Source organism: Clostridium chromiireducens, from assembly GCF_003575225.1.
Classification (GTDB): Bacteria; Bacillota; Clostridia; order Clostridiales; family Clostridiaceae; genus Clostridium; species Clostridium chromiireducens.
Genome location: NZ_QXDJ01000002.1, coordinates 737,553 through 763,129, shown reverse-complemented (window position 1 = coordinate 763,129; position 25,577 = coordinate 737,553). Strand labels below are relative to the sequence as shown.

26 protein-coding genes are annotated in these 25,577 nt (G+C 29.8%); 2 read left to right on the top strand and 24 right to left on the bottom strand.

The window, feature by feature from the left end:
- Positions 1-64: 64 nt before the first annotated feature.
- Positions 65-997 carry a hypothetical protein gene (locus D2A34_RS08840; RefSeq protein ID WP_119366367.1) on the top strand — a complete coding sequence of 311 codons (933 nt, stop codon included), beginning with the start codon at positions 65-67 and terminating at the stop codon, positions 995-997.
- A gap of 168 nt (positions 998-1,165) precedes the next feature.
- Here D2A34_RS08840 and D2A34_RS08835 read toward each other — a convergent pair whose 3' ends face one another.
- The 21 genes from D2A34_RS08835 to hisZ all read right to left on the bottom strand — a co-directional run bounded on the left by D2A34_RS08835 (position 1,166) and on the right by hisZ (position 21,025).
- Entirely contained in the window at positions 1,166-1,711 is a 546-nt protein-coding gene (locus tag D2A34_RS08835; protein ID WP_079440574.1) for a hypothetical protein, read from the bottom strand.
- Positions 1,712-1,823: 112 nt separating this feature from the next.
- The gene (locus D2A34_RS08830; protein WP_079440573.1) at positions 1,824-2,081 is read right to left on the bottom strand and encodes a hypothetical protein; all 258 of its coding nucleotides are present in this window, start codon (positions 2,079-2,081) and stop codon (positions 1,824-1,826) included.
- A gap of 31 nt (positions 2,082-2,112) precedes the next feature.
- Complete coding sequence (locus tag D2A34_RS08825; protein WP_079440572.1) at positions 2,113-2,607, bottom strand: hypothetical protein; 495 nt, start codon at positions 2,605-2,607, stop codon at positions 2,113-2,115.
- A gap of 228 nt (positions 2,608-2,835) precedes the next feature.
- Positions 2,836-3,432 (bottom strand): ribosome biogenesis GTP-binding protein YihA/YsxC, encoded by a 597-nt coding sequence (yihA, locus tag D2A34_RS08820; protein WP_079440571.1) that lies wholly within the window; start codon positions 3,430-3,432, stop codon positions 2,836-2,838.
- The gene (gene lon / locus D2A34_RS08815) at positions 3,422-5,752 is read right to left on the bottom strand and encodes an endopeptidase La (RefSeq protein WP_079440570.1); all 2,331 of its coding nucleotides are present in this window, start codon (positions 5,750-5,752) and stop codon (positions 3,422-3,424) included. The genes yihA and lon overlap by 11 nt, the downstream gene beginning before the upstream one ends.
- A gap of 323 nt (positions 5,753-6,075) precedes the next feature.
- Positions 6,076-7,746: an ATP-dependent protease LonB gene (gene lonB, locus D2A34_RS08810; protein ID WP_119366366.1), complete on the bottom strand. Its 1,671-nt coding sequence runs from the start codon at positions 7,744-7,746 to the stop codon at positions 6,076-6,078.
- A 391-nt stretch (positions 7,747-8,137) separates the two neighbouring features.
- Entirely contained in the window at positions 8,138-9,427 is a 1,290-nt protein-coding gene (clpX, locus tag D2A34_RS08805) for an ATP-dependent Clp protease ATP-binding subunit ClpX (RefSeq protein ID WP_079440568.1), read from the bottom strand.
- A 39-nt stretch (positions 9,428-9,466) separates the two neighbouring features.
- The gene (gene clpP / locus D2A34_RS08800; protein ID WP_079440567.1) at positions 9,467-10,066 is read right to left on the bottom strand and encodes an ATP-dependent Clp endopeptidase proteolytic subunit ClpP; all 600 of its coding nucleotides are present in this window, start codon (positions 10,064-10,066) and stop codon (positions 9,467-9,469) included.
- Positions 10,067-10,220: 154 nt separating this feature from the next.
- The gene (gene tig, locus D2A34_RS08795) at positions 10,221-11,504 is read right to left on the bottom strand and encodes a trigger factor (RefSeq protein ID WP_079440566.1); all 1,284 of its coding nucleotides are present in this window, start codon (positions 11,502-11,504) and stop codon (positions 10,221-10,223) included.
- A 95-nt stretch (positions 11,505-11,599) separates the two neighbouring features.
- Positions 11,600-12,421, bottom strand: coding sequence for a hypothetical protein (locus D2A34_RS08790; protein ID WP_079440565.1), 822 nt, complete (start codon positions 12,419-12,421; stop codon positions 11,600-11,602).
- A 130-nt stretch (positions 12,422-12,551) separates the two neighbouring features.
- Entirely contained in the window at positions 12,552-12,746 is a 195-nt protein-coding gene (locus D2A34_RS08785; protein WP_079440564.1) for a hypothetical protein, read from the bottom strand.
- A 492-nt stretch (positions 12,747-13,238) separates the two neighbouring features.
- On the bottom strand, positions 13,239-13,565 hold the full coding sequence (gene hisE / locus D2A34_RS08780) for a phosphoribosyl-ATP diphosphatase (protein WP_079440563.1): 327 nt from the start codon (positions 13,563-13,565) through the stop codon (positions 13,239-13,241).
- A gap of 31 nt (positions 13,566-13,596) precedes the next feature.
- On the bottom strand, positions 13,597-13,926 hold the full coding sequence (gene hisI / locus D2A34_RS08775; RefSeq protein ID WP_079440562.1) for a phosphoribosyl-AMP cyclohydrolase: 330 nt from the start codon (positions 13,924-13,926) through the stop codon (positions 13,597-13,599).
- Between the two features lie 72 nt (positions 13,927-13,998).
- Positions 13,999-14,760, bottom strand: coding sequence for an imidazole glycerol phosphate synthase subunit HisF (hisF, locus tag D2A34_RS08770; protein ID WP_079440561.1), 762 nt, complete (start codon positions 14,758-14,760; stop codon positions 13,999-14,001).
- 4 nt (positions 14,761-14,764) lie between these two features.
- Positions 14,765-15,487: a 1-(5-phosphoribosyl)-5-[(5-phosphoribosylamino)methylideneamino]imidazole-4-carboxamide isomerase gene (hisA, locus tag D2A34_RS08765; RefSeq protein WP_079440560.1), complete on the bottom strand. Its 723-nt coding sequence runs from the start codon at positions 15,485-15,487 to the stop codon at positions 14,765-14,767.
- On the bottom strand, positions 15,484-16,104 hold the full coding sequence (hisH, locus tag D2A34_RS08760; protein ID WP_119366365.1) for an imidazole glycerol phosphate synthase subunit HisH: 621 nt from the start codon (positions 16,102-16,104) through the stop codon (positions 15,484-15,486). Before hisH ends, hisA begins: the two co-directional genes overlap by 4 nt.
- Before the next feature lie 27 nt (positions 16,105-16,131).
- Entirely contained in the window at positions 16,132-16,719 is a 588-nt protein-coding gene (hisB, locus tag D2A34_RS08755; protein WP_079440558.1) for an imidazoleglycerol-phosphate dehydratase HisB, read from the bottom strand.
- A gap of 68 nt (positions 16,720-16,787) precedes the next feature.
- Positions 16,788-17,843: a pyridoxal phosphate-dependent aminotransferase gene (locus D2A34_RS08750; protein ID WP_079440557.1), complete on the bottom strand. Its 1,056-nt coding sequence runs from the start codon at positions 17,841-17,843 to the stop codon at positions 16,788-16,790.
- The gene (hisD, locus tag D2A34_RS08745; RefSeq protein WP_079440556.1) at positions 17,830-19,128 is read right to left on the bottom strand and encodes a histidinol dehydrogenase; all 1,299 of its coding nucleotides are present in this window, start codon (positions 19,126-19,128) and stop codon (positions 17,830-17,832) included. The genes D2A34_RS08750 and hisD overlap by 14 nt, the downstream gene beginning before the upstream one ends.
- A 128-nt stretch (positions 19,129-19,256) precedes the next feature.
- Positions 19,257-19,886, bottom strand: a complete 630-nt coding sequence (gene hisG, locus D2A34_RS08740; RefSeq protein ID WP_079440555.1) for an ATP phosphoribosyltransferase — start codon at positions 19,884-19,886, stop codon at positions 19,257-19,259.
- Between the two features lie 2 nt (positions 19,887-19,888).
- Positions 19,889-21,025 carry an ATP phosphoribosyltransferase regulatory subunit gene (gene hisZ, locus D2A34_RS08735; protein WP_079440554.1) on the bottom strand — a complete coding sequence of 379 codons (1,137 nt, stop codon included), beginning with the start codon at positions 21,023-21,025 and terminating at the stop codon, positions 19,889-19,891.
- 397 nt (positions 21,026-21,422) lie between these two features.
- On the opposite strand from hisZ, the gene D2A34_RS08730 reads away from it, so the two are divergent.
- The gene (locus D2A34_RS08730; RefSeq protein WP_119366364.1) at positions 21,423-22,157 is read left to right on the top strand and encodes a YoaK family protein; all 735 of its coding nucleotides are present in this window, start codon (positions 21,423-21,425) and stop codon (positions 22,155-22,157) included.
- A 178-nt stretch (positions 22,158-22,335) separates the two neighbouring features.
- Here D2A34_RS08730 and D2A34_RS08725 read toward each other — a convergent pair whose 3' ends face one another.
- From D2A34_RS08725 to D2A34_RS08715, 3 genes are all read right to left on the bottom strand, one after another.
- Positions 22,336-22,560, bottom strand: a complete 225-nt coding sequence (locus D2A34_RS08725; protein ID WP_079440552.1) for a hypothetical protein — start codon at positions 22,558-22,560, stop codon at positions 22,336-22,338.
- A gap of 324 nt (positions 22,561-22,884) precedes the next feature.
- Positions 22,885-24,042 carry a tRNA uracil 4-sulfurtransferase ThiI gene (gene thiI / locus D2A34_RS08720; protein ID WP_119366363.1) on the bottom strand — a complete coding sequence of 386 codons (1,158 nt, stop codon included), beginning with the start codon at positions 24,040-24,042 and terminating at the stop codon, positions 22,885-22,887.
- A complete protein-coding gene (locus tag D2A34_RS08715) occupies positions 24,042-25,190 on the bottom strand; it encodes a cysteine desulfurase family protein (protein ID WP_119366362.1) in 1,149 nt (382 codons plus the stop codon). Before D2A34_RS08715 ends, thiI begins: the two co-directional genes overlap by 1 nt.
- Positions 25,191-25,577: the final 387 nt, after the last annotated feature.

The following is a 25,577-nucleotide window of genomic DNA, read 5'->3' as shown; positions in this document are numbered from 1 at the left end:
TATATACCGTATATTATTAATATGCACCTCATTATTAACATATAATTTATTGAGGTGATACATAATGAAAATTATAATAATAAAGAAAAAACTTTTAGCAAACACAGTGCTATATTTGAGCTTATTTGCTGTAATTATAACTCTAATTTACTTTATATCAAATAATTTTGAATCTATCCAGACCATTTCCCCTATAAACATTTCCCAAGATGCACACTATGATTTAACAGGTGATGGCACAAAAGAGACCCTCGAAATGTTAAATTCACAGAATAAAATTGATTTTAACATAAAAAGTTCTAAATATGATTATTATCTTTCTAATGAAATTAAGGATAAAACACTTTTCACTATAAATAATCATTGGGAGCCTAAAGTTTTTATTCATGATATTTCAAGAGATAATATACCAGAAATAATTCTTATTGGTTCTAAAGATAATAAACCTACATCCTATATTTTTCATTGGAACAAAGATAAATTCAATCTAATATCTTCGAATCAAAATAACATATCTGGCATATTAGATTGCAAAAATTCAAGAACTCCTCAGTTCTATTCATTATTATCTTCAGAAGGACTTTCTTCATTAAAAAGTTTTATGCTTATTAATAATAAATCATTGGATACTAGCAAGGAAAATGTAACTCTTCCTTCTCTCGATTCTGCTACACAATTTATAAACTTAATTGAATTTCAATATTTGCCTGATGATCTTCCTGGCATATTTACATCTACTATTGACAAGAATAATTTATCTCTACTTTGGACTTTGGACAAAGAGAATTATTCATATACTTTCCAAAATGCTTTCTTCTATGATTATAGATGGAATGACTCTGGAGAACCATCTTCTATAAGATGGAGACTTTCTTTTGAAAAAAGTGATAAAAAAGGTTCCAATGCTGGTAAAAGTGAGCTTGTACTATTAATAGATTTAAATTTAGATCAAATTGACTCATCCTATAAAATTAATAGTATACAGAAAATTTCATAAAAATATGAAGGCCGCATTATGCGGCCTAAAGGGGGATGAGGGGTTACTTAATGAAATAAATAAATTATAATTCATTAAGTTTGTAAGAGAATGCTTTCTCTATTACATTAATATTATTGACATGTTTTTCTATTGTATACACATTTATAAAAAATATTTTTAAGATTTTTAAGCATCCTTAAGTTCCCCTCTTTTATAAGCTTCAATGATACTATCTATAAATTTTATTCTATCTGGATGAGCATAGCTTCTTAATGCCATTAGAAATTGCAAATTCACATCATTTTCACTAATATTTTTGCTTGCACTATGCCTTCTATTACTTTTGTCCCCATTTTGATTTTCAGTGCTCTTTGAGCTCACAGTATTTGCATTTGACGTACTTGAATGCTCCTTTGGTGTTTGATTAACATTCGGAAACATATTCCTACTAAAATCATTACTTTGAGTATTCATATTACCTTGGAAAAGGTTATTATCTAAGTTTAATCCCATCATTTGAGCTAACGAGCTTAAATTCCCCATATTGAATCCATTTGTATTCATTGAAGCTAACATATTCCCCATATTATTCATATCAACATTTCCTCCTAACAACCCCATCAGCTGCATAGGATCTATCCCAAAAGGAGTACTAGTATTATTTCTGCTGCTGGTATTGTTATCTGTTTCGTTCCTTATTGTATCTTGTTCTCTATGTTTACGCTTAGACATCTTAAATTCCTTTCAACTATAATTGCCTCTTTTTAATATATGTATATTATCATAAAAATGTTTATGTTTTTGGGCATTTTTTTAGAGGGCTTGAAGCCCTCTATCCATTATCCTAGCAGCAACAATTAGATTCTTGATTTCCACCGAATCCTAAAAAGCTTCCACCGCCACATAATAAGAATAATAAAATAATTAAATATGATTTATTACAATTTAGCAATCCTGAACCACATGCTATTAATAAGAATATGATTGGTGTACAACCACTTCCACCTAATAGCCCTCCTCCAGAATAATTAGAAGATGTTGAGGTACAGCAGCACTCTTGTCGTCTCTTCTCACAGCAGCATTTATTCTTCTTTCTAGACATATTTATCTCTCCTTCCTAAATATTTCAAATTTTAACAAGTTGTAGCACAACCGTTATTGAAAGGACTTATTCCTCCGCCAAAACCTTGCCCACAACCAAAGCAATTATTTAATCCATTGCCAGCAAAGCTATTATTGCAAAGGAATAATATTACTAGTATAAACAAGTATGGTGAACAATTATTTAAGAATCCACTACCTCTGCCATTGTTTCCTTGATTACAGCAGCAATCATTTTTCTTCTCACAGCAACATTCCTTTTTCTCACAGCAACACTCACAACAATTATTCATTCCTCTGCCGTAGTTATTTCTTCCACAACCGCAATAGAATAATATTAATAAAATCCAAATCCAGCTACCAAATCCACCATTACATTGCCCTTGTCCAAAGCCACCCATTCCACCTGGAAATCCTCCGATTCCTGGCCCACCGAAGCTTGGACCGCAACTATAATTGTTAGACATTGAATCAGAACAATCATCATCACATGAATTTAAACCATTTAGGATATCATTCATCTCCATTTTTATTCCTCCTTGGAAATATTTTTTCTTTTTTATACTATATATTATTCCTACCCAAAACTTTTGACACTATTTTTTATAATTTATAATTTAAATTATTTGTACAGTTATTAAGAACAAATTATCAAATAATGTCTGAATTTTAGATAAAAATAACCTCCTACAAATATTATATTTGTAAGAGGTTATTTGTTTACTATTATATATACATATATCTAAAATTTTTTATTAATCTAAATCCGTCGCGAATTCCAAGAAAAGATTATCAATTAACTGGTCTCTTCCATCCTTATTTAAAGATGAGAAGAAATATAATTTATCTTCAGGATTTAACTTCAATGTTTCTTTTATTATCTTTTCGCTTTTTTTCAAATCATTTCTTGTAAGCTTATCACTTTTAGTAGCAACAACTCTAACGTCATATCCAAAGTGTTTACTCCATTCATACATCATTATATCATCACCTGTAGGCTTATGCCTTGAATCAACAAGCAGCACAACTCTCTTTAACTGTTCTCTATCAGTTAAATACATTTCAACAGTTTTTCCCCAACTATCTTTTTCTGCTTTTGATACTTTAGCATATCCATACCCTGGTAAATCAACTAAATAAAAATCATCATTAATAAGAAAAAAGTTAACTAATCTTGTTTTTCCTGGGGTTTGACTTACTTTTGCCAGCTTCTTTCTGTTTGTTAAAGAGTTAATCAACGAACTCTTTCCAACGTTAGACCTTCCAACAAAAGCAACTTCCACTCTATTATCAATTGGATATTGATCTCTTTTTACTGCCGATGTTATAAATTCAGATTTTTTAATTCTCATTAGTATCCTCTCCAATTAGCGCATTTTTCAATACCTCATTAACTTCCTTAGCAGAAATAATATTTAAACTATTTCTAATTGAATTTGGTATCTTATCTATATCTTTCTCATTTTCCTTAGGAATTATTATAGTATCCACTCCAGCTCTAAATGCTGCTAATGATTTTTCTTTTAAACCACCAATCGGAAGTACTCTGCCTGTTAATGTCACTTCTCCTGTCATTGCTACATTATGCTTAACCTTCTTACCTGATAATGCAGATACAAGTGCTGTTACCATTGTAACTCCTGCTGATGGGCCATCTTTAGGGACAGCACCCTCTGGCGCATGAATATGAATATCTTTTTCCTTATAAAAGGCTTCATTAATTCCAAACTTAATTGCATTAGCTCTAACATAACTATATGCAGTTTTTGCTGATTCCCTCATGACATCTCCCAGTTTACCTGTAAGTTCAAGTTTTCCTGAACCTGTCATAACCATAGCCTCTATAGGAAGCGTATCTCCACCATAAGCTGTCCATGCCATTCCTGTTACTACTCCAATTTTGTCCACCTTGTCAATTTTATCAGAATCGAATGTTCTTTTTCCTAAAAGTTCTTGAACCACGTCATTTTCTATTATAAACTCATTCTCTTCTTTCTTTAACATTTCCGCTAATGCTTTTCTTATTAAGGAGCTTATCTTTCTCTCTAACCCACGCACTCCTGATTCTCTTGTATATCCCTCAATAACCATTCTAATAGACTCATCATCTATTTTAATCTTATCTTCAGGTATATCCAATTCTTTAAAAATCTTTGGAATCAAGTGATTCTTAGCTATATTGAATTTCTCTTCATAGGTATATCCTGATACTTCAATAACTTCCATTCTATCTAAAAGTGGTCTTGGAATTGTTTCTAAAGTATTAGCTGTTGCTATGAACATCACTTTTGATAAATCAATCGGTACTTCTAAATAGTTATCTCTAAAATCTTTATTTTGCTCACTATCTAATATTTCTAACAATGCATCTGATGGATCTCCTTTATAATTTGAACTTATTTTATCAATCTCATCAAATAACACAAGAGGATTCATTGATTTTGCCTCTTTCATTGCATAAACTATTCTACCTGGAATAGCTCCAATATAAGTTTTTCTATGACCTCTAATCTCAGCCTCATCCTTCATACCACCGAGAGAGATTCTAGTATACCTTCTATTAATAGCATGTGCTATAGATCTCGCGATAGATGTCTTTCCTACCCCTGGAGGTCCAACTAAACAAAGAATTGGGCCCTTTTGAGATTTACTAAATTGTCTTACTGCTAAATATTCAATTATTCTGTCTTTGACATCTTCCAATCCATAGTGTTCATTATCTAAAATTTCTCTAGCTTTAGTAACATTTATACTTTCCTTTGTATATTTACCCCATGAAATGTCCAGTATCCAATCTAAATATGCTTTAACAACATTCCCTTCAGATGAGGTAGCACTCATGCCTTTAAGTCTAGATAATTCATAATTAGCTTTATCTTTAACTTCTTTAGTTAATTTTGCCTTAGCTATTCTCTCCTCATATTTTGCTATCTCTTTTTTGTCTTCATCATCTTCGCCTAATTCTTCTTGAATAGCTCTTAGTTGTTCCCTTAGATAAAATTCCTTTTGTTCCTTTGCAACAGTATTCTTTACTTTGTTTGCTATTTTACGTTGAATTTTAGCTATAGAAATTTCTATCTTAACTCTTTCTAAGACTTTCTCTATTCTTTTCGTCAAATTTATAGTTTCTAATATATCTTGCTTTAACTTTTCGTCAGTTATAGCGTAGGAAGCCACCATATCAACAAACTGACTTGGCTTTTCTGATACATCAATTAGTTTTACTACATCTCCGTAATTATCCTCACTAAGTTTAAGTAATTTCAAAAATTCTTTATTTAAATATTTTATATAAGCATCTAATTCTTCATTTTTAACTACGTGATCGTCTAATTTCTCTGCTGAAACCTTTATATAATTTTCTTCTTCCTCTATATATTCAACTATTTTACCTCTTTCTTGTCCTTCCACAAGAACTCTAATAGTATTATCAGACATTTTTAGGATTTGTTTTATTTTGCATATAGTTCCAATTGAATAGATTTCATCCTGATTAGGCTCTTCTATTGCTGAATTTTTTTGACCTACAAGAAATATTTCTTGTTCATCTAGCATAGCTTGTTCGATAGCTGCAATAGATTTTTCTCTTCCCACATCAAAATGTACAACTACATTAGGAAAAACAGTCAATCCTCTTAAAGGAATTAGCGGAATCGTATATAACTTTTTCATAGTACTATTTCCCCCCATATCATAATCAAATTATTTATTTTGACTTATCTAGTATACACATAATAATTATTTTTTTCAATGATTCTTCATATAAAAACTTACTACTATCTTATGTTTTATACAGAATAAGTAAAACATAAAATAGTTTCATAGTTTCAAATAATTTATTCAACATAATTAGCTCGCATATTATTTAGTTATCTATTATAACATATATAGATCAATAAGCAATAGATGTGATCTAAAATAAAAAAGATTAATAAATAATATATAACATTTATTATAATATTATTTATTAATCTAAATTTTCTTCTAAATAAAATCTATAGAGCGTTATTCCCCTCAGCAGATAGTATTTCTCTATCTCCTTCACATATGACATCTTTATCCTCTATTGCAAATTTTATAACATCCTTGAAATTAGATACTGGAATTATATCTATTTCGCATATATCATTTAATGAGTCATCATAGTTATCTTGTGGAATAATTACTTTTTGTGCTCCTCCCTTAAATGCTGCTGATATTTTTGCCTTTACACCTCCAATTGCTTTCACTGATCCCAATATACTTATTTCACCTGTCATTGCAACGAATCTATTCACTTCTTTCTTATTTATAGCACTATAAATTGCTGTTGCTATACTTATTCCTGCTGATGGCCCATCAACCGGCATACCCCCAGGTATATTTATGTGTATATCATATTTATCTGTGCATAAGTCAAACAAATTATCTAAAACTGTAAGTACATTTTGAATTGATGAATACGCTGTACTTTTCATTTTTATTTTTTTATTATTATTAGTTATCTCTTCCTCCTCAACTATACCTGATATTTTTAATTCTCCTCTTCTTCCATTTACCCTCTTGCAGCTAACTTCAAGAGGCATTAACATTCCTATATTAGCTCCATATACTGCCAATCCATTGACAACCCCGATTTTAGATTTAGTTGGAATTTTATTACTCACTATTTTATTATATTGGCCATTTTCTAATACCCATCTAATATCTTCTAATGTTATTTCTTTTCTATCCTCATTAATTGCAATTCCGGAAGCTAGTTGAATTAAATTTATTACCTCTCTTCCATTAGTGCAGTATTTACTTACTTCTTCAATGCCATCTTGCGTTATTTCTAATCCTACTTTATTAACACAATTAGCAGCTATTTTTTCTATTTCTTCTGGCAATAATGCTCTAAAAAATATTTCTACACATCTTGATCTTATGGCTGGTATTATTTCTTCTGGCGATCTTGTAGTTGCACCAATTAATCTAAAATCTGCTGGAAGTCCATTATCAAATACTTCCTTTATGTATTTGGGCATATTAGTATCTTCTGAACTATAATACGAGCTGTCTAAAAATACTTTTCTATCTTCTAAAACTTTCAAGAGTTTATTTAATTCAATCGGATGCAATTCTCCAATTTCATCTAAAAATAATACTCCCCCATGAGCTTTAGTAACTGCGCCAGCCTTAGGTTGTGGGATTCCTGCTACTCCCAATGCCCCTGCCCCTTGATATATTGGATCATGAACCGATCCAATAAGTGGATCTGCTATTCCTCTTTCATCGAATCTCAATGTTGTTGCATCTATTTCAACAAATTTTGATTTATCGGTAAAAGGTGATAAATTTGATTTTATAGCCTCCTCAAGTACTAATCTAGCTGCCGCGGTTTTTCCGACTCCAGGAGGCCCATATATAATAACGTGTTGTGGGTTAGGACCACATAATGCTGCCTTTAAAGCCTTTATGCCTTTCTCTTGGCCTATTATCTCATCAAAAGTTGAAGGTCTGCTCTTTTCTGTTAAAGGTTTCGATAAACTTATTTGCCTAAGCTTATTTAACTTATTCAACTCCTTAGTATTTTCTCTATCAATTACAATCTCTCTATTTTTTTGCGGTTTATTTATTGAATTGCATAATACATAAACCATAAGCACTAAAACTATTATTTGTAAAATCATTAATATATTTGCCATATCCTATTTATATATTTACAATCAATAATACAAAAACTATAACATCTAGTAATTAATACTATCTTAGTAAATATATTTCCTCCTTCTATTTTTATTAATAGTATTATTTGCTTAATATTACAAATATATTCTTATTTTATAAATATAATTAAAAATAACTTTTTTATTATATTTAAAAATAATATCGCAATTATATATTATCCTCAACTCTAAACCTTCTATACCTCTATAAAGAGTTTATAATTTTCGCTCGTCTAGAAATACTCATGAATTTGTTCCTTATTTATCAATTCTTATACCTAGCTATATTTTCAAACTAATCACGACAAACAAAAAAACAAGTTGGTACACACTAAATATTGCATACCAACTTGTTTTTTAATATTATTTTCTAAGCAGATTCGATGTCTTTTTTAGCCCTAGCTTTTACTAACGTAGGTCTAATTTTTCCCTCTTCTACTCTTTCAATCTTAGGTTCTTTCTTATCTTTAATCGCATCTTCAGTTATTGTTACCTTTGTAATTCTATTATCCGAAGGTATTTCATACATAACTTCATTCATTATATCTTCAATTATAGCTCTTAATCCTCTTGCACCTGTTTGCCTACTTATAGCTTCATCTGCAATAGCATTTAAAGATTTTTCATCGAAGTCTAATTTAACATCATCTAATTCAAATAGCTTCTTATATTGTTTTACAAGAGCGTTTTTAGGTTTAGTTAAAATTTGAATTAATGCATCTCTATCTAAAGACTCCAATGTAACAAGTATTGGAAGTCTTCCAACAAACTCAGGAATTAAACCAAACTTTAATAAGTCGGCAGGCATAATTTCCTTAAGTAAGCTTCCAACATCTTTTTCATTCTTAGCTTGAATTTCTGCACCAAATCCCATTGAGCTTTTTCTTGTTCTATTTTCTATTATCTTATCAACACCATCAAAAGCTCCACCACAAATAAATAATATATTTGAAGTATTTATTTGTATGAATTCTTGATGTGGATGTTTTCTACCACCTTGAGGTGGAACTGATGCAACAGTTCCTTCTAATATTTTTAGAAGTGCTTGCTGAACACCTTCTCCAGACACATCACGAGTAATAGATGGATTTTCAGATTTTCTTGCAATCTTATCTATTTCATCAATATATATTATTCCTCTTTCAGCCTTCTCAACATCATAATCTGCATTTTGTATTAGCTTTAGAAGAATATTTTCAACGTCTTCTCCAACATACCCTGCTTCAGTCAATGTTGTTGCATCAGCTATTGCAAAAGGTACATTTAGAAATCTTGCTAAAGTTTGAGCAAGTAATGTTTTACCTGAACCTGTTGGTCCTAATAATAATATATTACTCTTTGACAATTCAACATCTATATCTTCTTTATTAGTATTTATTCTTTTATAATGATTATAAACTGCTACCGCTAAAGATTTTTTTGCTCTTTCTTGCCCAATAACATAAGAATCTAAATACTCTTTAATCTCATTTGGTTTTGGGACACTCTTAGGATCAAAGTCAACAGTTTCTTGAAATTCATCTGCAATGATTTCAGAACATAAGTCAATACATTCATCACAGATATATACTCCTGGACCAGCAATTAATCTTTTTACTTGTTCTTGAGTTTTACCACAGAAAGAACACTTTAACTGTTTCTTTTCATCGTATTTAGCCATATACTCACCTCACTTAAACGTATAAATAAAACTATTTTCTTATTTATCTTTTCCTATTTTATGTGTAGTTATTACGTCATCTATTAATCCATAAGCTTTAGCTTCTTCTGCAGTCATGAAATTATCTCTTTCAACATCTGCCTTAATAGTTTCTAAAGGCTTACCTGTATTCTCACTCAAAATTTTATTTAAAGATTCTTTCATCTTTAATATTCTCTTTGCGTGTATTTCAAAATCTGTTGCTTGACCTTGGAATCCACCTAATGGTTGATGTATCATAACTTCAGCATTTGGAAGTGCAAATCTTTTTCCTTTAGCTCCAGATGAAAGTAAAAATGCTCCCATAGAAGCAGCCATTCCTATGCATATTGTTGACACATCACACTTTATATACTGCATAGTATCATAAATTGCATTTCCTGCTGTTATTGATCCTCCTGGACTATTTATATATAAATAAATATCTTTATCTGGATCTTCACTTTCTAAGAATATTAATTGTGCTACTATTAAATTAGCGCTATCATCATTAACTTCACCACTTAACATGATTATTCTTTCTTTTAATAATCTAGAAAATATATCATAGGAGCGTTCTCCTCTACTTGTTTGTTCTACGACCATTGGTATTAGTGCCATGTAAATCCTCCTTCTACTCTTTATACTTTTCCCTAATTTTAATTATATATATTTTTTATTAGTTTGTTAATTATTATTTGAATAAATTGCCAGAAAATTTTATTTCTGGCAATTATAATTCATATACTTATTTTATATTATATCTCAAAAAAAATTATTTGCAATTTTCTTTTATAAATTTAAGAGTATTTTCTAATACTATATCTTTTTCAATCATATTCTTTTGAGACTTAACTAATATTTTAGCCATTTTTTCTGGGTCCTTAGGTCCATATATTTTTCCTAATTCAAGAGCTCTTGCATTTAATTCTTCTTCAGTAGCTTTAACATCTTCTGCCTTAGCAATTGCTTCAAGAACTAGATCAGCTTTAACTTTTCTTTCTGCATTTTCTTTCATGAACTCTCTCATTTTTTCAGTTGTATTTCCTGTGAATTCCATGTATTGATCTAGGCTTAAACCTTGATATTTTAATCTTTGTTCAAGATCTTGCATCATAGAATCAATTTCTTTATCTACCATTACTTCAGGAATATCCATTTTTGAAGTTTCGATTACTGATGTAATAACAGCTTCTTCAAATTCTCTTTCAGCCTTTTCATCGTTGTTCTTTTCTAATGTGTTTTTAAGATTTTCTTTTAATTCTGCAAATGTATCAACTGCAGCTACATCTTTAGCGAATTCATCATCTAATTCTGGTAATTCTTTAACTTTAATTGATTTAATTTCAACTTCAAACATTGCAGGTTTTCCATTTAATTCTTCTTTACCATAGCTTTCAGGGAAAGCAACGTTAACTTCTTTTTTATCTCCTATAGCTAATCCGATTAATTGCTCTTCGAAGTTATCTATAAAAGTACCTGAACCTATTTCTAAAGAATAATCAGTTCCTTCTCCACCTTCAAAAGCAACACCATCTATGTATCCTTTAAAATCTATAACAGCTATATCGCCTTTTTCAACGTTTCCTTCTTTTTTAACTTCTACTCTAGCATTCTTTTCTTGCATTTCTTTGATTTGCTTATCTATTTCACTATCTTCTACTTCGTATTTAGGTTTCTTTATATCTAAACCTTTATATTCTCCTAATTCCACTTCTGGATAAGTACTAACTGTTGCAGTATAAACTAGTTCTTTACCTTCTCCTAATTCAACAACATCAATTTGTGGATAATCTACTGGTCTAATATTTTCATCATTTAATGCTGCAGAATATGATTCTTCAATTGCAAAGTTAACAGCATCATCATAAAAAACTTCTACTCCGTAGAATTTCTTAACCATTGCCATTGGAACTTTTCCTTTTCTAAATCCTGGTATGTTATATTTGCTCTTATTCTTATTATAAGCTTTAGTTAATGCCGCATCAAATTTTTCAGCTTCAACCCTTATTTCTAATTTAATCACATTTGTTTCTATCTTTTCCACTTTAGCTTTCATTTTATTCTTTCCTCCTAAATAGTGTGCATCTAATTTAACTAAGTCATTATACCATAAACCCTTAAATCTTATCAAATAATTTATTAATATTATCTTTATTGAATATAATTTCCATTTACATCTATATAATATATCTTGCCATCAACTGTAACTTTTATTCCTTTTTCTTCTTTTTCTCCAATTTGTATGCTTACTCCAGCTAATTCCCATAGTATTTTATCTTCATTTGTTTTCACATCTGTTATCCATAGATATTGCTTCGTTGCTGATTTCCCGAAATAAGGTCTATTGGTCACAAATATTATCTTATCTTCATTAACAAATTTAGGGCTAAAATTCCATAAATATTCTGGTTGCGCTTTCAATGTTGCTTCTTTTGTAAAAACACTACCACTAGTAGAAATATATTGATCTTTAGATACTACTCTACTAGTACCGTCATCTACATTATATAAGGTAATTATTGAATTAGTATCTGTTACAATCATTTGCTTCCCAGATTGACTAATATCAAAGCTTACCCCGCTATCAGTTGTATCTAAAGTTTTAAATGCCTTTCCAATTTTACTATCATTTATATAAATAGCTTTTGCAGCATTTCCACTAATTAGAGTAACATTTATATATTCTTCTACAGGCTTTTGCGGCTCTTCTTTTATTGGTTCCTTATTTATAGTATCATCATTAGTTATTTCCTTTTTTTCCGCTTCAGTCTTTTCTGAAGTATTAGTAGTATCACTATCAATCCATGCTTGTATATTCTTTTTTATGTTTGTATAATCTATAGGATTATATGCAAATTTAATCGCTATTCCAGACATAGCTAATACTACAACCAAAAAAAATATAATAATATTTCTTCTTCTTCTCTTCATTCTTTTTTCATATTCTCTACTAAAAATACTTGGTCTTCCCAAAAATGGCCCCTCCAACTCTTTTTAATTTACTGCAAAATAATAAACATATTTATTATATATTATTCCTTCCCTTAAATCTACAATATATTTAAGATTTTAATATTAAATTTATTATCTAAGTTTAAGAAGATTATTTTTTACAGCTATTCTTGCTTTTGCAATTAGTGCATTTATCCTTTTTCTTATCTCCTTTTAAACAACATCCACCGCACTGCAGTAATCCCTCTTCTTTTAATTCTTCCAATGTAAGTTTACAAACATTTTCTGAGTATTCTTCATAATCTATTGTATTTTTTAGTAATTCTTCTTTATAAATTTTAATCATAATTTTTCTCCTATACTCGATATTTTATTCTTATGTTTATTATAGTATACACTACTTTTTGTTCATAAAAACGCCTCAAATATTTTTTTGCTCAATATCTAATTCTATTATTTAAATAATTCGCTTAAATATATATGTATCTTTATAAAGATTTTTTACATTAACTTTTTAAATTTTGCATAATTATTTTATAAAATCAAATTTTTCTCTTGATTTCACCAAAAAATACATACTTTTCTAACTATAATGCTTGTCGTATTATAAAAAATTATTGTTTTTTTATCTGTTTATTGTATAATAAAATTAGTAGGTATTAATTACGCCCATACACTTTTCAGCATACCGCTGTAAAGTTTATAAACCCATATAACATGTTCGTTTTCCCTTTCTCAAATGAACATGCGAAAACCTGTATTATGAAAATACAGGTTTTCTTTTTTGCACAATGTTGCGAAATAATTTCTTCACCACTATATTATATACTTAAACTTATTATACTTCTGTTATAGGTTTTCTTTCACCTTTAAAATTATTTATTTTATTTCTTCTCTTTTCTAGCTCTGATGATACTTCCTCTACTGATATATTCATTTGGGCCATTAATACTAACAAATGATAAGTAAGATCACAAATCTCGTTTATTTGTTCTTCTTTATTATCTTCTTTACAGCTTATTATAACTTCCGTACATTCCTCTCCAACTTTTTTTAATATCTTATTAGTACCTTTTTCAAAAAGATAATTTGTATAAGAACCTTCCCCACCTTCAATTTTTCTCTTTAGTATTGTATTATACAAAGCACTTATATTTTCATTCATATTCAATCCTCCAAGCTCCTCAGCTGATATATTATAAATCTCTGTAGAAACAGCTCATATTTCCTGTATGACATGCTGCACCTATCTGTTCAACCAAAATTAAAATAGTATCATTATCACAATCTACTTTTATTTCCTTAACATACTGAAAGTGTCCAGAAGTTGCCCCCTTATTCCAAAGTTGATCTCTGCTTCTGCTGTAAAACCAAGTAGTGTTTTTTTCTAATGTTTTACTCAAACTTTCTTTTGACATATAAGCAAGCATTAAAACCTCTTTAGTTTTGTAATCTTGAACTATAGCTGGAACTAGTCCATTACCTTTTTCAAAATCAACTTGCTCTACTCTTTTGCAAATTTCCATATAAAGTTCTCCTTCCAAGACTCTAGCAATATAAGATGTATTATAACTTAAATTAACATATCATTTTTCTATTTAAATACGAACTGGAATATTCCTATCATTTAAGTATTTTTTCACTTCATCAACAGTTAGCTCTCCATAGTGAAAAAGTGAAGCTGCAAGAGCTGCATCTGCTACATTGTTCTTAAATACATCATAAAAATCTTCTAGACATCCACATCCACCAGATGCAATTACTGGAACATTAGTTATATCACTTACTGCTTTTGTTAATTCTAAATCAAATCCTTTTTTAGTCCCATCTGCATCCATCGAAGTTAAAAGTATTTCTCCAGCACCAAGCTGCGTTGCTTCTTCAATCCATTTTAACAAATCAATTCCTGTATCTATTCGTCCTCCATTTATAACAACATTCCATCCTGTATTATCGGCTCTCTTCTTTGCGTCAGCAGCTAGCACTATACATTGACTGCCAAAATAAAACGCACCTTCTTTTATAAGGTTTTTATTTCTAACGGCTGCTGAATTTAAACTTATCTTATCTGCACCTGCTCTAAGTATTGATTTTATATCATCTACAGTTTGAAGTCCTCCACCTACTGTAAAAGGAATAAAGATCTTCTCAGCTACACTTTGTACAACCTTTTCCATTATCCCCCGCTTTTCATGGGTTGCAGTTATATCCAAAAAAACAAGTTCATCTGCTCCCTGCTTATTATAATGTTCCGCAAGTGCAACCGGATCACCCACATCTACTAAACCTTCAAAGTTAATTCCTTTAACAACTCTTCCTTCTTTTACGTCAAGACACGGAATAATTCTTTTTGTATGCATGATCCTATCTCCCTTCTTTAGAAATTTCTATTGCTTCTTCTAAAGATAATGTTTTAGCATATATTGCTTTACCAGTTATTGCCCCATACAAATCTATATCAATTAATTCCTTAATATTTTCAATATCTTTAATTCCACCTGAAGCTGTGATATCTATGCTTACTGTCTCTTTTAATTTTCTAAGCATTTCAACATTAGGTCCCTCTAAAGTTCCATCTTTACTTATATCTGTCACAATAATATTCTTAACACCAAGACTCTCCATTTTTTGTGCAAAATCTATGTAGTCTAAATCACTGCCAGCTAGCCAGCCTCTTCCATATACTTTACCATCTTTACAATCTATTCCAACAGCAATTTTATCACCGTATGTTTCTATTGCTTTTTTTAATAGCTCCTCATCTTCCATCGCAATTGTTCCAAGGATTACTCTTGATACTCCATTATCCAATAAATATTTAATAGTTTCAAAAGATCTTATTCCTCCACCTAATTCCACAGGAATTTTAAGTTCTTTAGCAATTTTTATTACCAATTCATGATTTTCGTTACTACCACTTTTTGCACCATCTAAATCAACTAAGTGCACATATTCCGCACCCATATCTTCAAATGATTTTGCTGTTTGAAATACATCCTCGGCAACTATTTCTTTCTTATTATAATCTCCTTGATACAATCTCACTGGCTTGCCATCAATTATATCAATCGCTGGTAAAATTATCATTTAATCAACTCCCCAAATTTTTTTAAAATGGCTAACCCTACAGTACCACTTTTCTCTGGGTGAAATTGAGCCCCCATAATATTATTACACCTAACCACACCCGGAATTTTATTTTCTCCATACTCACTATAAGCCACTAAATCTTCATTATTATAGTTTTGTGCAAAATAAGAATGTACATAATAAACAAACTTGCCCTCTTCTATATTATTAAACAGTTCATCTTTTCTATTATATATCAAATCATTCCACCCAATATGAGGAATTTTAATGTTATTTTCCTTATCATCTTTCATTTTAACTATATTGCCTTTTAATAATCCAAGGCCATTTCTCTCGATACCTTCAAAACCACTTTCAAATAACAGCTGCATACCAAGACATATTCCAAGAAGAGGTTTATTCTTATTAACTTCTTCCTTTATTACTTTATCTAAAGACAATTTTTCAATAGTATCCATAGCATCAGGAAAAGCACCAACTCCTGGTAATATTAATGCCTTTGAGCTTTTTATATCCTCTAATTCAGATGATATTTTGCTTTCAAGTCCAAGAAAATCTAGTGCATTCTTTACACTTTTTAAATTACCCATACCATAATCTATTATAACTATCATTAGAGCACCCCTTTCATAAGTTATTTTCTATAAGCTGCCTTTTGTGGATGGAACTCCATTTTCAGCGCTTCTAAATTTAGCTTCTTTAATAGCTCTTCCAAAAGCTTTAAATAGAGCTTCTATTTTATGATGATCATTTTCTCCATACAATATCTTTAAATGAAGTGTTATACCAGCATTAAAAGCAAATGCTCTAAAAAATTCAATTACCATTTCAGTAGACATTTCCCCTACTTTTTCTCTCTTGAATTCACAATCAAAAACCACGAAAGGCCTGTTACTTATATCCAGAGATACTAATGCTAAAGTTTCATCCATAGGCACATAAAATGTTCCATATCTATTTATTCCTGACTTATCCCCAATAGCTTCTTTGAATGCCTCACCAAGAGTTATTCCAATATCCTCAATTGTGTGGTGATCACAAACCTCTATGTCTCCTTTAGCAATTACATTTAAATCTACTTTACCGTTAAAGGCAAACAAGTTTAACATATGATCAAAAAAACCAATCCCTGTACTTATTTCGCTCTTTCCAGTTCCATCTAAGTTAAGTTCTAAATTTATACTAGTTTCTTTAGTTATTCTCTCTCTTTTTGAGCATCTATCTAACATATTAGCCCCCTCTTATAACTGCTGTGCAGCTTAATAATAATTTAATAATAAATAATAAACTTCTTCTATTAGTTGGCAATGCTTTGTTGATATATAAATATCTTCTTTATTCCATCTACCACTTTTCTATTCTGCATAGGAGATCCAACTGTAATTCTAAAGGTATCATCATTAAAATTTCTAATCACAATACCGTTATTTTCAAGCCCCTTTATTAAAGCTTCCTTATGTGGTGTTCTTCCATATATAAAATTACCTTTGGATGGATAAAATTCTATTTTCATAGCGGCATTTTTTTCAATCTCTTTAAGGCTTTTATACAACTCTTCTCTTTGCTCTATTACCTGTTTTGCATTATTCACAACATTTTCTGGATATCTCAAAGCAATAGAAGCCAAATTTTGTGAGAAAGAGCTTATTGAATATGGCACCTTATAGTTTAATAATTCAGGTATATTATCTTCATGAGTTATTAAAAAACCAACTCTTAGTGAGGCAAGCCCCCATGCCTTTGAAAGGGTTCTTGTTACAATCAAATTCTTGTATTTGCTTATGTAAGGAATCATTGATTTTCCATAAAACTCATAGTAAGCTTCATCAACAACAACTTTTATATCTTGAAACGCTTCTAATATAGCGATAATATCTTCTACATCAATAGCAATTCCAGTAGGATTATTGGGATTCGAAAAAACAATTAAATCTACACATTCCTTTTTCCCAAGTTCAATAAATTCTTGTACTTTAAAGCTCATTGATTTATCTATATCGTAAGTTTTAAGTTCACCACCAGATCTAGAAACAAAAAAATTATACATTACAAAGTCAGGTCCCAAACTCAATGCCTTCTTGCCATGTCTAATCTCTTTACTAATGACAAGTTCTAGCACTTCGTCTGATCCATTTCCTACAATAATATTTTTACCTTCTGTGTTCGCATATTTTGCATATAGCTCTTTTATTATCTTAAGTTCATTAGTGGGATATTTATGAAGTTCTATGTTTGTTAAGCATGACTTCATTTTCATAAGAATATTTTTATCCATTTCTAAATAGATCTCGTTGCTATCTAGCGTTATTATATATTCATCATAAGCATTTATATATTCATTATAAACTCCCATTGTTTAACCTCACTTTTACTGAATTAGCATGAGCTGTCAAACCTTCCTTATTAGCTAATGTTATAATTTTTTCTCCATTCTCTATAATTGCTTCTTGTGAATAATAAATAAATGATGATTTTTTTATAAAACTATCAACTGATAACGCCGAGAAAAATCTTGCTGTACCACTTGTAGGTAATACGTGGTTTGTTCCACCAAAATAATCGCCTATCGGTTCTGGGCAATATCTTCCTAAAAATACTGAACCTGCATTTTTAACCATACCTAAATATTTCATCGGATCATCTACCATAATTTCTAAATGCTCAGGTGCAATTGCGTTAGAAACATCAATACACTCTTCAATAGATTTGCAAATTATTGCACTTCCGAAATCTTTAAGAGAAGCCCTTATTATTTCTTCCCTTTCAAGAGTTTTGACTTGTCTCTCTAATTCAATCTCAACTTTCTCATATAATTCTTTAGATGTAGTAATTAATATGGATGATGCCAATTTATCATGTTCTGCTTGTGACATTAAGTCTGCTGCCACAAAACTCGGGTCAGATTTTTCATCTGCTATAACCAAAATCTCACTAGGACCGGCTATCATGTCTATATCAACTTCTCCAAATACAAGTTTCTTTGCAGTTGCAACAAAAATATTTCCTGGTCCTACTATTTTATCAACTTTTTTAATACTTTCTGTACCATAAGCTAAAGCCCCAACCGCTTGTGCTCCACCAACTTTGTATATCTTGTCTATTCCTGAAATTCTTGCTGCTACCCCTATATATGGATTGATTCCCCCATTTTTATCTGGTGGTGTTACCATTATAATTTCATCAACGCCAGCAACCTTAGCAGGAATTACATTCATAAGCACAGATGATGGATAGGCTGCAGTGCCTCCCGGAACATATACCCCTACCCTTTCTAATGGAAGAACTCTTTGTCCTAAGAAAACACCTTTATCCTTAGTCATTAAGAAACCATTTGACTTTTGTTTATTATGATATTCTTCAATATTTACCTTGGCTTCTTCTAATGCCTTAATAAACTCTTCCTCAACTTCACTGAAACACTCATCAATCTCTTTGCTTGAAACTTCTAGGTTTGTAAGTTCTACTCTATCAAATGATTTAGTAAATTCAAATAGAGCTTTATCTCCATCTTTTTTTACTTTTGATAGAATCTCATTTACACTTAAAAGTATTTCTTGTTCTGTTTCTGTAACTCTACTTTTAAGTTCATTAATTAATATTTTCTTATTGCTCTCCGTAATCTCCATCAAATTTAACATATAACAATGGCCCCCCTTTAATTTGATATCAAAACAATTTACTAAAAAATCTGTTTAATTTTCATAGCAATTTATTATCATTTGTATAAAATATATTACTTATAATTATCAACATTTCACGAATAATGTCAATTATTAATCACTTTTTTAATTCTATCTATAAATTCCCAAATCTCAGCTTGCTTCATTTTAAAACTGGCCTTATTTACAATTAATCTTGCGCTAATTTCACAAATTCTATCCAAAACTACTAATCCATTTTCTTTTAATGTTGTTCCAGTTTCCATAATATCGACTATACCATCACATAACCCTAGTATTGGTGCTAGCTCTACTGATCCTTCTATTTTTATGACTTCAACATCCATTCCTTTATTCTTAAAATAATCTTTTGCTACTTTAGGATATTTACTTCCTATCTTTATATGGCCAACTTTTTTAAAAATATCATTTTCAGGTAATGAAGCTACTATGAAACCACACTTTCCAAATCCCAAGTCTAATACTTCATAACAATTATTATCACTTTCTAGAATCGTGTCCTTTCCTACAACCCCAAGATCGGCCACCCCATGTTCAACATAAGTTATAGAATCGGCTGCCTTTACTAAAAAATACTTTATATCTTGTGTTTTGTCTTCAAACACAAGTTTTCTTCCTTTATTTTTTAATTCTGAAGGATCAAAATTAGCTTTGTCTAAAATTTTAATTGTTTCTTGTTCCAATCTTCCTTTTGTTAATGCTATGCTTATGCTCATTATTAAAATCCCCCACCCTTAACAATTTTAATTTCTTCTATATCATCCTTTGTAAACAAATCAACTATATATCCTTGGTTTCTAAGTTCTTGACTTTTCTTAATAGCCTCTATTCTATCCTTTTGACTGTAGTATATCTTATATACCTCTTCACTCGAATTATTAAATTTAACATTTGGTATTACAGAATCAATATCTATTGAGAATCCTATTGCTGGAACAGAACTTTTTGAAAAATGAATTAAATTATCATATCTTCCTCCACGTAAAAGCGTATTACCTACACCTTCACCATATCCTCTAAATATGATCCCTGTATAATAATTAAGTCTTGGAATCATTCCTAAATCAAATGTTACATTTTCTCCGTAGCCTAATGCTTCCAATTCTATATATAACTTCTCTAAATATTCGAGAGTTTCTTTTATATCGTCATTAAATGCTAGCTTTTTTGCATCCTCTAAAACTTGTTTGCTTCCAAACAACCAAGGCAGCTTATTAAAAAATATTCTGTATTCTTCTTTAATATCTAAATTTGCCAAATAATCCTCTAAACTTTTTAAATTCTTATCTTCTATAAATTTAGCGATAATTTCTTTATACTCTTCATCAATTTCTAAATTTTTAAATGCTCCATTAAAGAAACCGATATTACCTATTTCAAGCTTAAAGTCATTTAACCCCAATTTTTTCAGTGCTTCCAATGCCAATACTAAAACTTCTAAATCTGACTTTTTATCCTCTAGGCCTATAAATTCAACTCCGCAGTCTGTATATTCATTTCTTTTACCTCCAAGACTTTCGTGAACTCTAAATACATTAGACGTATATCTAAGTTTTATCGGTAATTCAACATCTTTTAATTTAGTCTCCACTACTCTAGCTATTGGAATAGTCATATCTGGTCTTAAAATCAATATACGTCCCCTATTATCGAAGAACTTGTACATATCTTCTTCTCTTAAAGTTTGAGAATTATGATTAAATGTTTCATAAAATTCTAAAGTTGGTGTTATAACTTCTTTGTATCCCCATTTTTCAAAAAGTTTATCTATATCTCTTTCTAAGGCCCTTTTCACAATACATTCGTCTAATACTAAATCTCTTGTTCCCTCTGGGAGTATATTTTTTTTGCTCATTGCCCATCCACCTATCTTTTATCGCTATGCTATTGCGTTGTTTTAACATTTTACCAATTTAGCACGCTAAATTATTGTTAAATTTATCATATATTATTTCTAACTCCATGTCAACAATTCAAATCTATTTTCCACTTCTGTTTATTATACCGAAAACTTATTCATTGGCTAATTCCTTATATATTATTAACATAAATAAAAAAATACATTACATATAATAAAATAAAAACCAACATAATCACTAATTCTCCTTAGTAATTGTATTGATTTTTATTTCTTAATTATTTATTATATAAAATAGTTAGTTAAGAATATTTAAACTTAAGTAATATTTAGTATAAACTTAATTATCCCATAATATTCTTAAGAAAATTATAGTGAAAGGAGATATTTTATATTGATTACAAAAGATATTAACAATAGTTCCCCCCAAAAAACTCAAATCTACACAAAAACTTCTGAATCAGTCCAACTTGGATTTCTTCTTGCAATAGTAGGCGGTTTTTTAGATGCATATACATTTATTTGTAGGGGGGAAGTCTTTGCTAATGCTCAGACCGGTAATATTGTTTTAGTTGGAATAGAACTTACTAAAGGTGATTTTGTACAAGCTCTTACGGCTTTTTTCCCTATTTTAGCTTTTATAGTTGGTGTGCTTGTCGCCGAGAGACTCAGGGATGTTAATTTCTCATCACCATCTTTTATTACAGGTGCAGAACGTATAATTTTGATTATAGAAATCATTGTACTTATTATTATAGGATTTATCCCAAATACAGTGCCACATATATTTACAACTGTTCCTATTTCCTTTGTCTCTTCAGTCCAAATATCTTGCTTTAGGAAATTGGTTGATTCTCCTTACTGTACGACTATGTGCACTGGAAATTTAAGGTCAGCCTGTCAATCAGCCTATATAGCTTTTACAAGAAAGGATAAAAAATCTATTACAACTACTATTCGTTATGGAATAATAATATTTTCGTTTTTAGCAGGTGCATGTATTGGAGGGATACTAACCTTACAAGTTGGTGTTAAATCTATATGGTTTGCTGCATTGATACTTATTTTTTCTTTATGCTTGTATATTATAGATGAGCGTAGATTTTCTAATAACACTTCAGTTAATTAATTTGGGAATAATACTCTCTTGGAGTGAAAATAACTTTATATCAATAAAAAAACTAGACCCACATTTGTGAAATAGACATAAAATAATTTCTATTTACAAATATGGATCTAATTATTAAATTGAATACTGATATATGATTTTAATTTGATTTTTTTACATAATTTCAATACTCTGTTTATTATTGCGCAGCAACACTAAAGAACAGTGCTTTTCCGATGTTAGTTTCTTTTATTGCTTGCTTTATTATCCCAGCAGATTTTTGATCATCTCCAAGAGAAGATTCAAAAATGATCTTAAGCCCTTCTTTTTTAACATACTTAAAAACTTTTTCATTTTCTACTTGAATGTTTTCAACAATTTCAACAATATCATCTTGTCTTAATGCACAGTTAACTACTATCATTACTTTCCCTCATTTCTATTAATCTTCTGCAAAGATAATATGTACTAGTAAGAACTTATCACATATAATCATTCTTGCAAAATAACTAATCATATTTTTTCTTTATACATATAAAACTTTTAAATAATTAGTTATATCATTTAATAAATTAAATATATCATATTTAATTTACTTTTTCAATTTTTTTATGTAAAATTAATAAAAATTAAAAATAAAAATTTATTCCATTGTCTTTAAACATAACTTATTGCTGTAACCATCTTCCTCTTTACCATTTTAATACTAAAAGATTAAATCCCCCAAGAAACTTCTTGGGGGATTTAATTAGAATGTTACAACTTCAATATTTTCAATTGAGTTTTTAACTAACTCATCTATATCTAATTTTTCCTCTTCTTTTCTTATAGCATCAAGCTTTGGATTAGTCTTTGGATGTTTGGGAACAAATATTGTACAACAGTCTTCATAAGGAAGAATTGAAGTTTCATACGTTCCTATTTTTCTTGCTATTTCCATAATATCTGTCTTATCCATAGCGATTAATGGTCTAAATGCAGGTCTATCGGAGCAATCATCACTTACAACAAGACCATCCATAGTTTGACTTGCTACTTGACCAATACTTTCTCCGGTACTTACTGAATTTATTCCATACTTATCCGCAAGGGCACAAGCTATTCTCATCATAAATCTTCTCATTATAATAGTTAGCTCATCTTCTCTACATTTATTTATGATTTCCATCTGTATATCAGTAAAAGGAACTATGTATAAGTTTATTTTCTCTGTATATTGGGCTAATATTTTTGCCAAATCCTTAACTTTATCCTTTGCTCTTTCTGATGTATATGGATGGCTGTGATAATATACGCAGCTTACTTCAACTCCTCTTTTAGCCATAAGGTATCCAGCGACTGGCGAATCTATCCCACCTGATAACATAAGCATTGTGCTTCCATTCATTCCATAAGGAAGACCTGCTACAGCCTTTGTGGCATCTTGAGTTGACCAGACGTAAGCATAATTATTTCTAATTTCGATATTTATTAAAATATCAGGCTTTTTAACATCAACTGATATATCGCCTTCGAAATTAGTAAGAACGTATGCGCCAACTTTTTGTGAAACTTCCATGGAGTTTAACTCAAATTTTTTATTTGCTCTATTAGTAATAATCTTAAAAGTTTTTCCTGTTGCGCTCTTTGCTTTTTCTAAAGCTACTTCTTTTATACTATTAAAATCAATTTCAACTTCTCTAACTCGGCACACTTCAAGAACCCCAAATACTTTGCTTATTCTTTTAATACTTTCTTCTATTTCTTCAGTTCTTATAAAGTATCTTCCACTATCATGTATAAATTCAGCTTGTATTCCCTCAAGTTTTTTACCTATATTATCTCTTAATTTTCTTTCAAATTTTCCTCTATTCAATCCTTTTAGAAATATTTCTGGTGCATATTTCACTAAAATAAGTTCTTTCATTATTTTTTAATCCTCCTTAAAAACGTAAGTCCTTTGCTTAAAATTTCTATTACATAATCAACTTCTTCTTCTTTATTTTCCTCTGAAAAAGAGAATCTGATTCCTCCTGATATCTCATCTTGAGTTAACCCTAAAGATTTTAGTACATAACTTCCTCCAATTTTTTCTCTTTCTTTAGAAGAACACGCTGATCCAGTAGATACATATATTCCTGATTCTTCTAAGAAATGAAGCAGCACTTCACCTCTAACGCCTCTAAATGAAACATTTAATATATAGGGTGAAAATTTTTCATTTAATGGGCTATTTATTTTAATATTATCTATCCCTTTTAGTTTCTCTATAAATTTCTTCTTTATTTCAAAAACTTTTTCATAATTTTCTTTTATAAGAGCATTAACTATTTTAGCCGCTATACCCATTCCCATAATACCAGGTATATTTTGTGTACCAGCTCTTACGCCAAATTCCTGTGATCCACCTTCTATAAGTGGACTTAGTGTATTAGGCTTCTTTATGTATATAAATCCTACACCCTTTGGTCCATGGAACTTATGAGCACTTACTGTTAAGAAATCAATATTTAATTTTTTAACATCAATTTGAAACTTCCCATAACTTTGTACTGCATCAACATGAAATTTAGCTCTATTACTATTTTCTTTTATTATTTGGCTAATTGCACCTAAATCCTGAACAACTCCTATTTCATTATTCACATGCATTACTGAAACAAGCACAGTTTCTTTGGTTATAGATTCTTTTAAATGCTCTAAATCAACTTTCCCATCTTCATTTATCTTTAAATATGTAACTTTAACATTGCTCTCTTCTAATTTTTTTATGGTATTTAAAATAGATGCGTGTTCAAAAGGCGTTGTAATTAAATGAGATCCACTTTTTAAAACACCCTTAAGAACTAAATTATTACCTTCGCTTCCACCTGAATTAAAATATATTTCACTTTCGACAGCATTTATAGTCTTAGCTAACATCTCTCTGCATTCTTTTAATTTTCTTTCACTTTTCAATCCCAAATTATGCAAAGAAGAAGGATTTCCATAAAATTCTTTCATACCTAAAGCCACTTCATCTATTACTTCATCAAAAGGCCTTGTTGTTGAACTATTATCGAAATAAACTTCCATCTAATATCTCTTCCTTTCAAGCATAAATATAAATCAACATATATTATATTATTTATATTTTTAACTTTTCTTATAAACTTACTATACAAATACATGTTTTATTATAACAAAAATTTTATATCTGCATAGTATTATTTTATATACACGAAAAATAAAGCAGTAAATAAGCTATTCTTATTTACTGCTTTAGAGAGAGAGAAAATTGTTAAGGGGTAATTAATTAGTATTTATTAGGGTAATTCTATTATATCATATTTTGACAAAAAGCAACATAATTATTTGATGTGTATTTATATTTTTCTTCTTTTTTAACTTTTTTCAAAGCCAATAATAAGTATACGAAAATTATATGATAAAACCTCTGATAACTCTTATTTCTTGCACCCA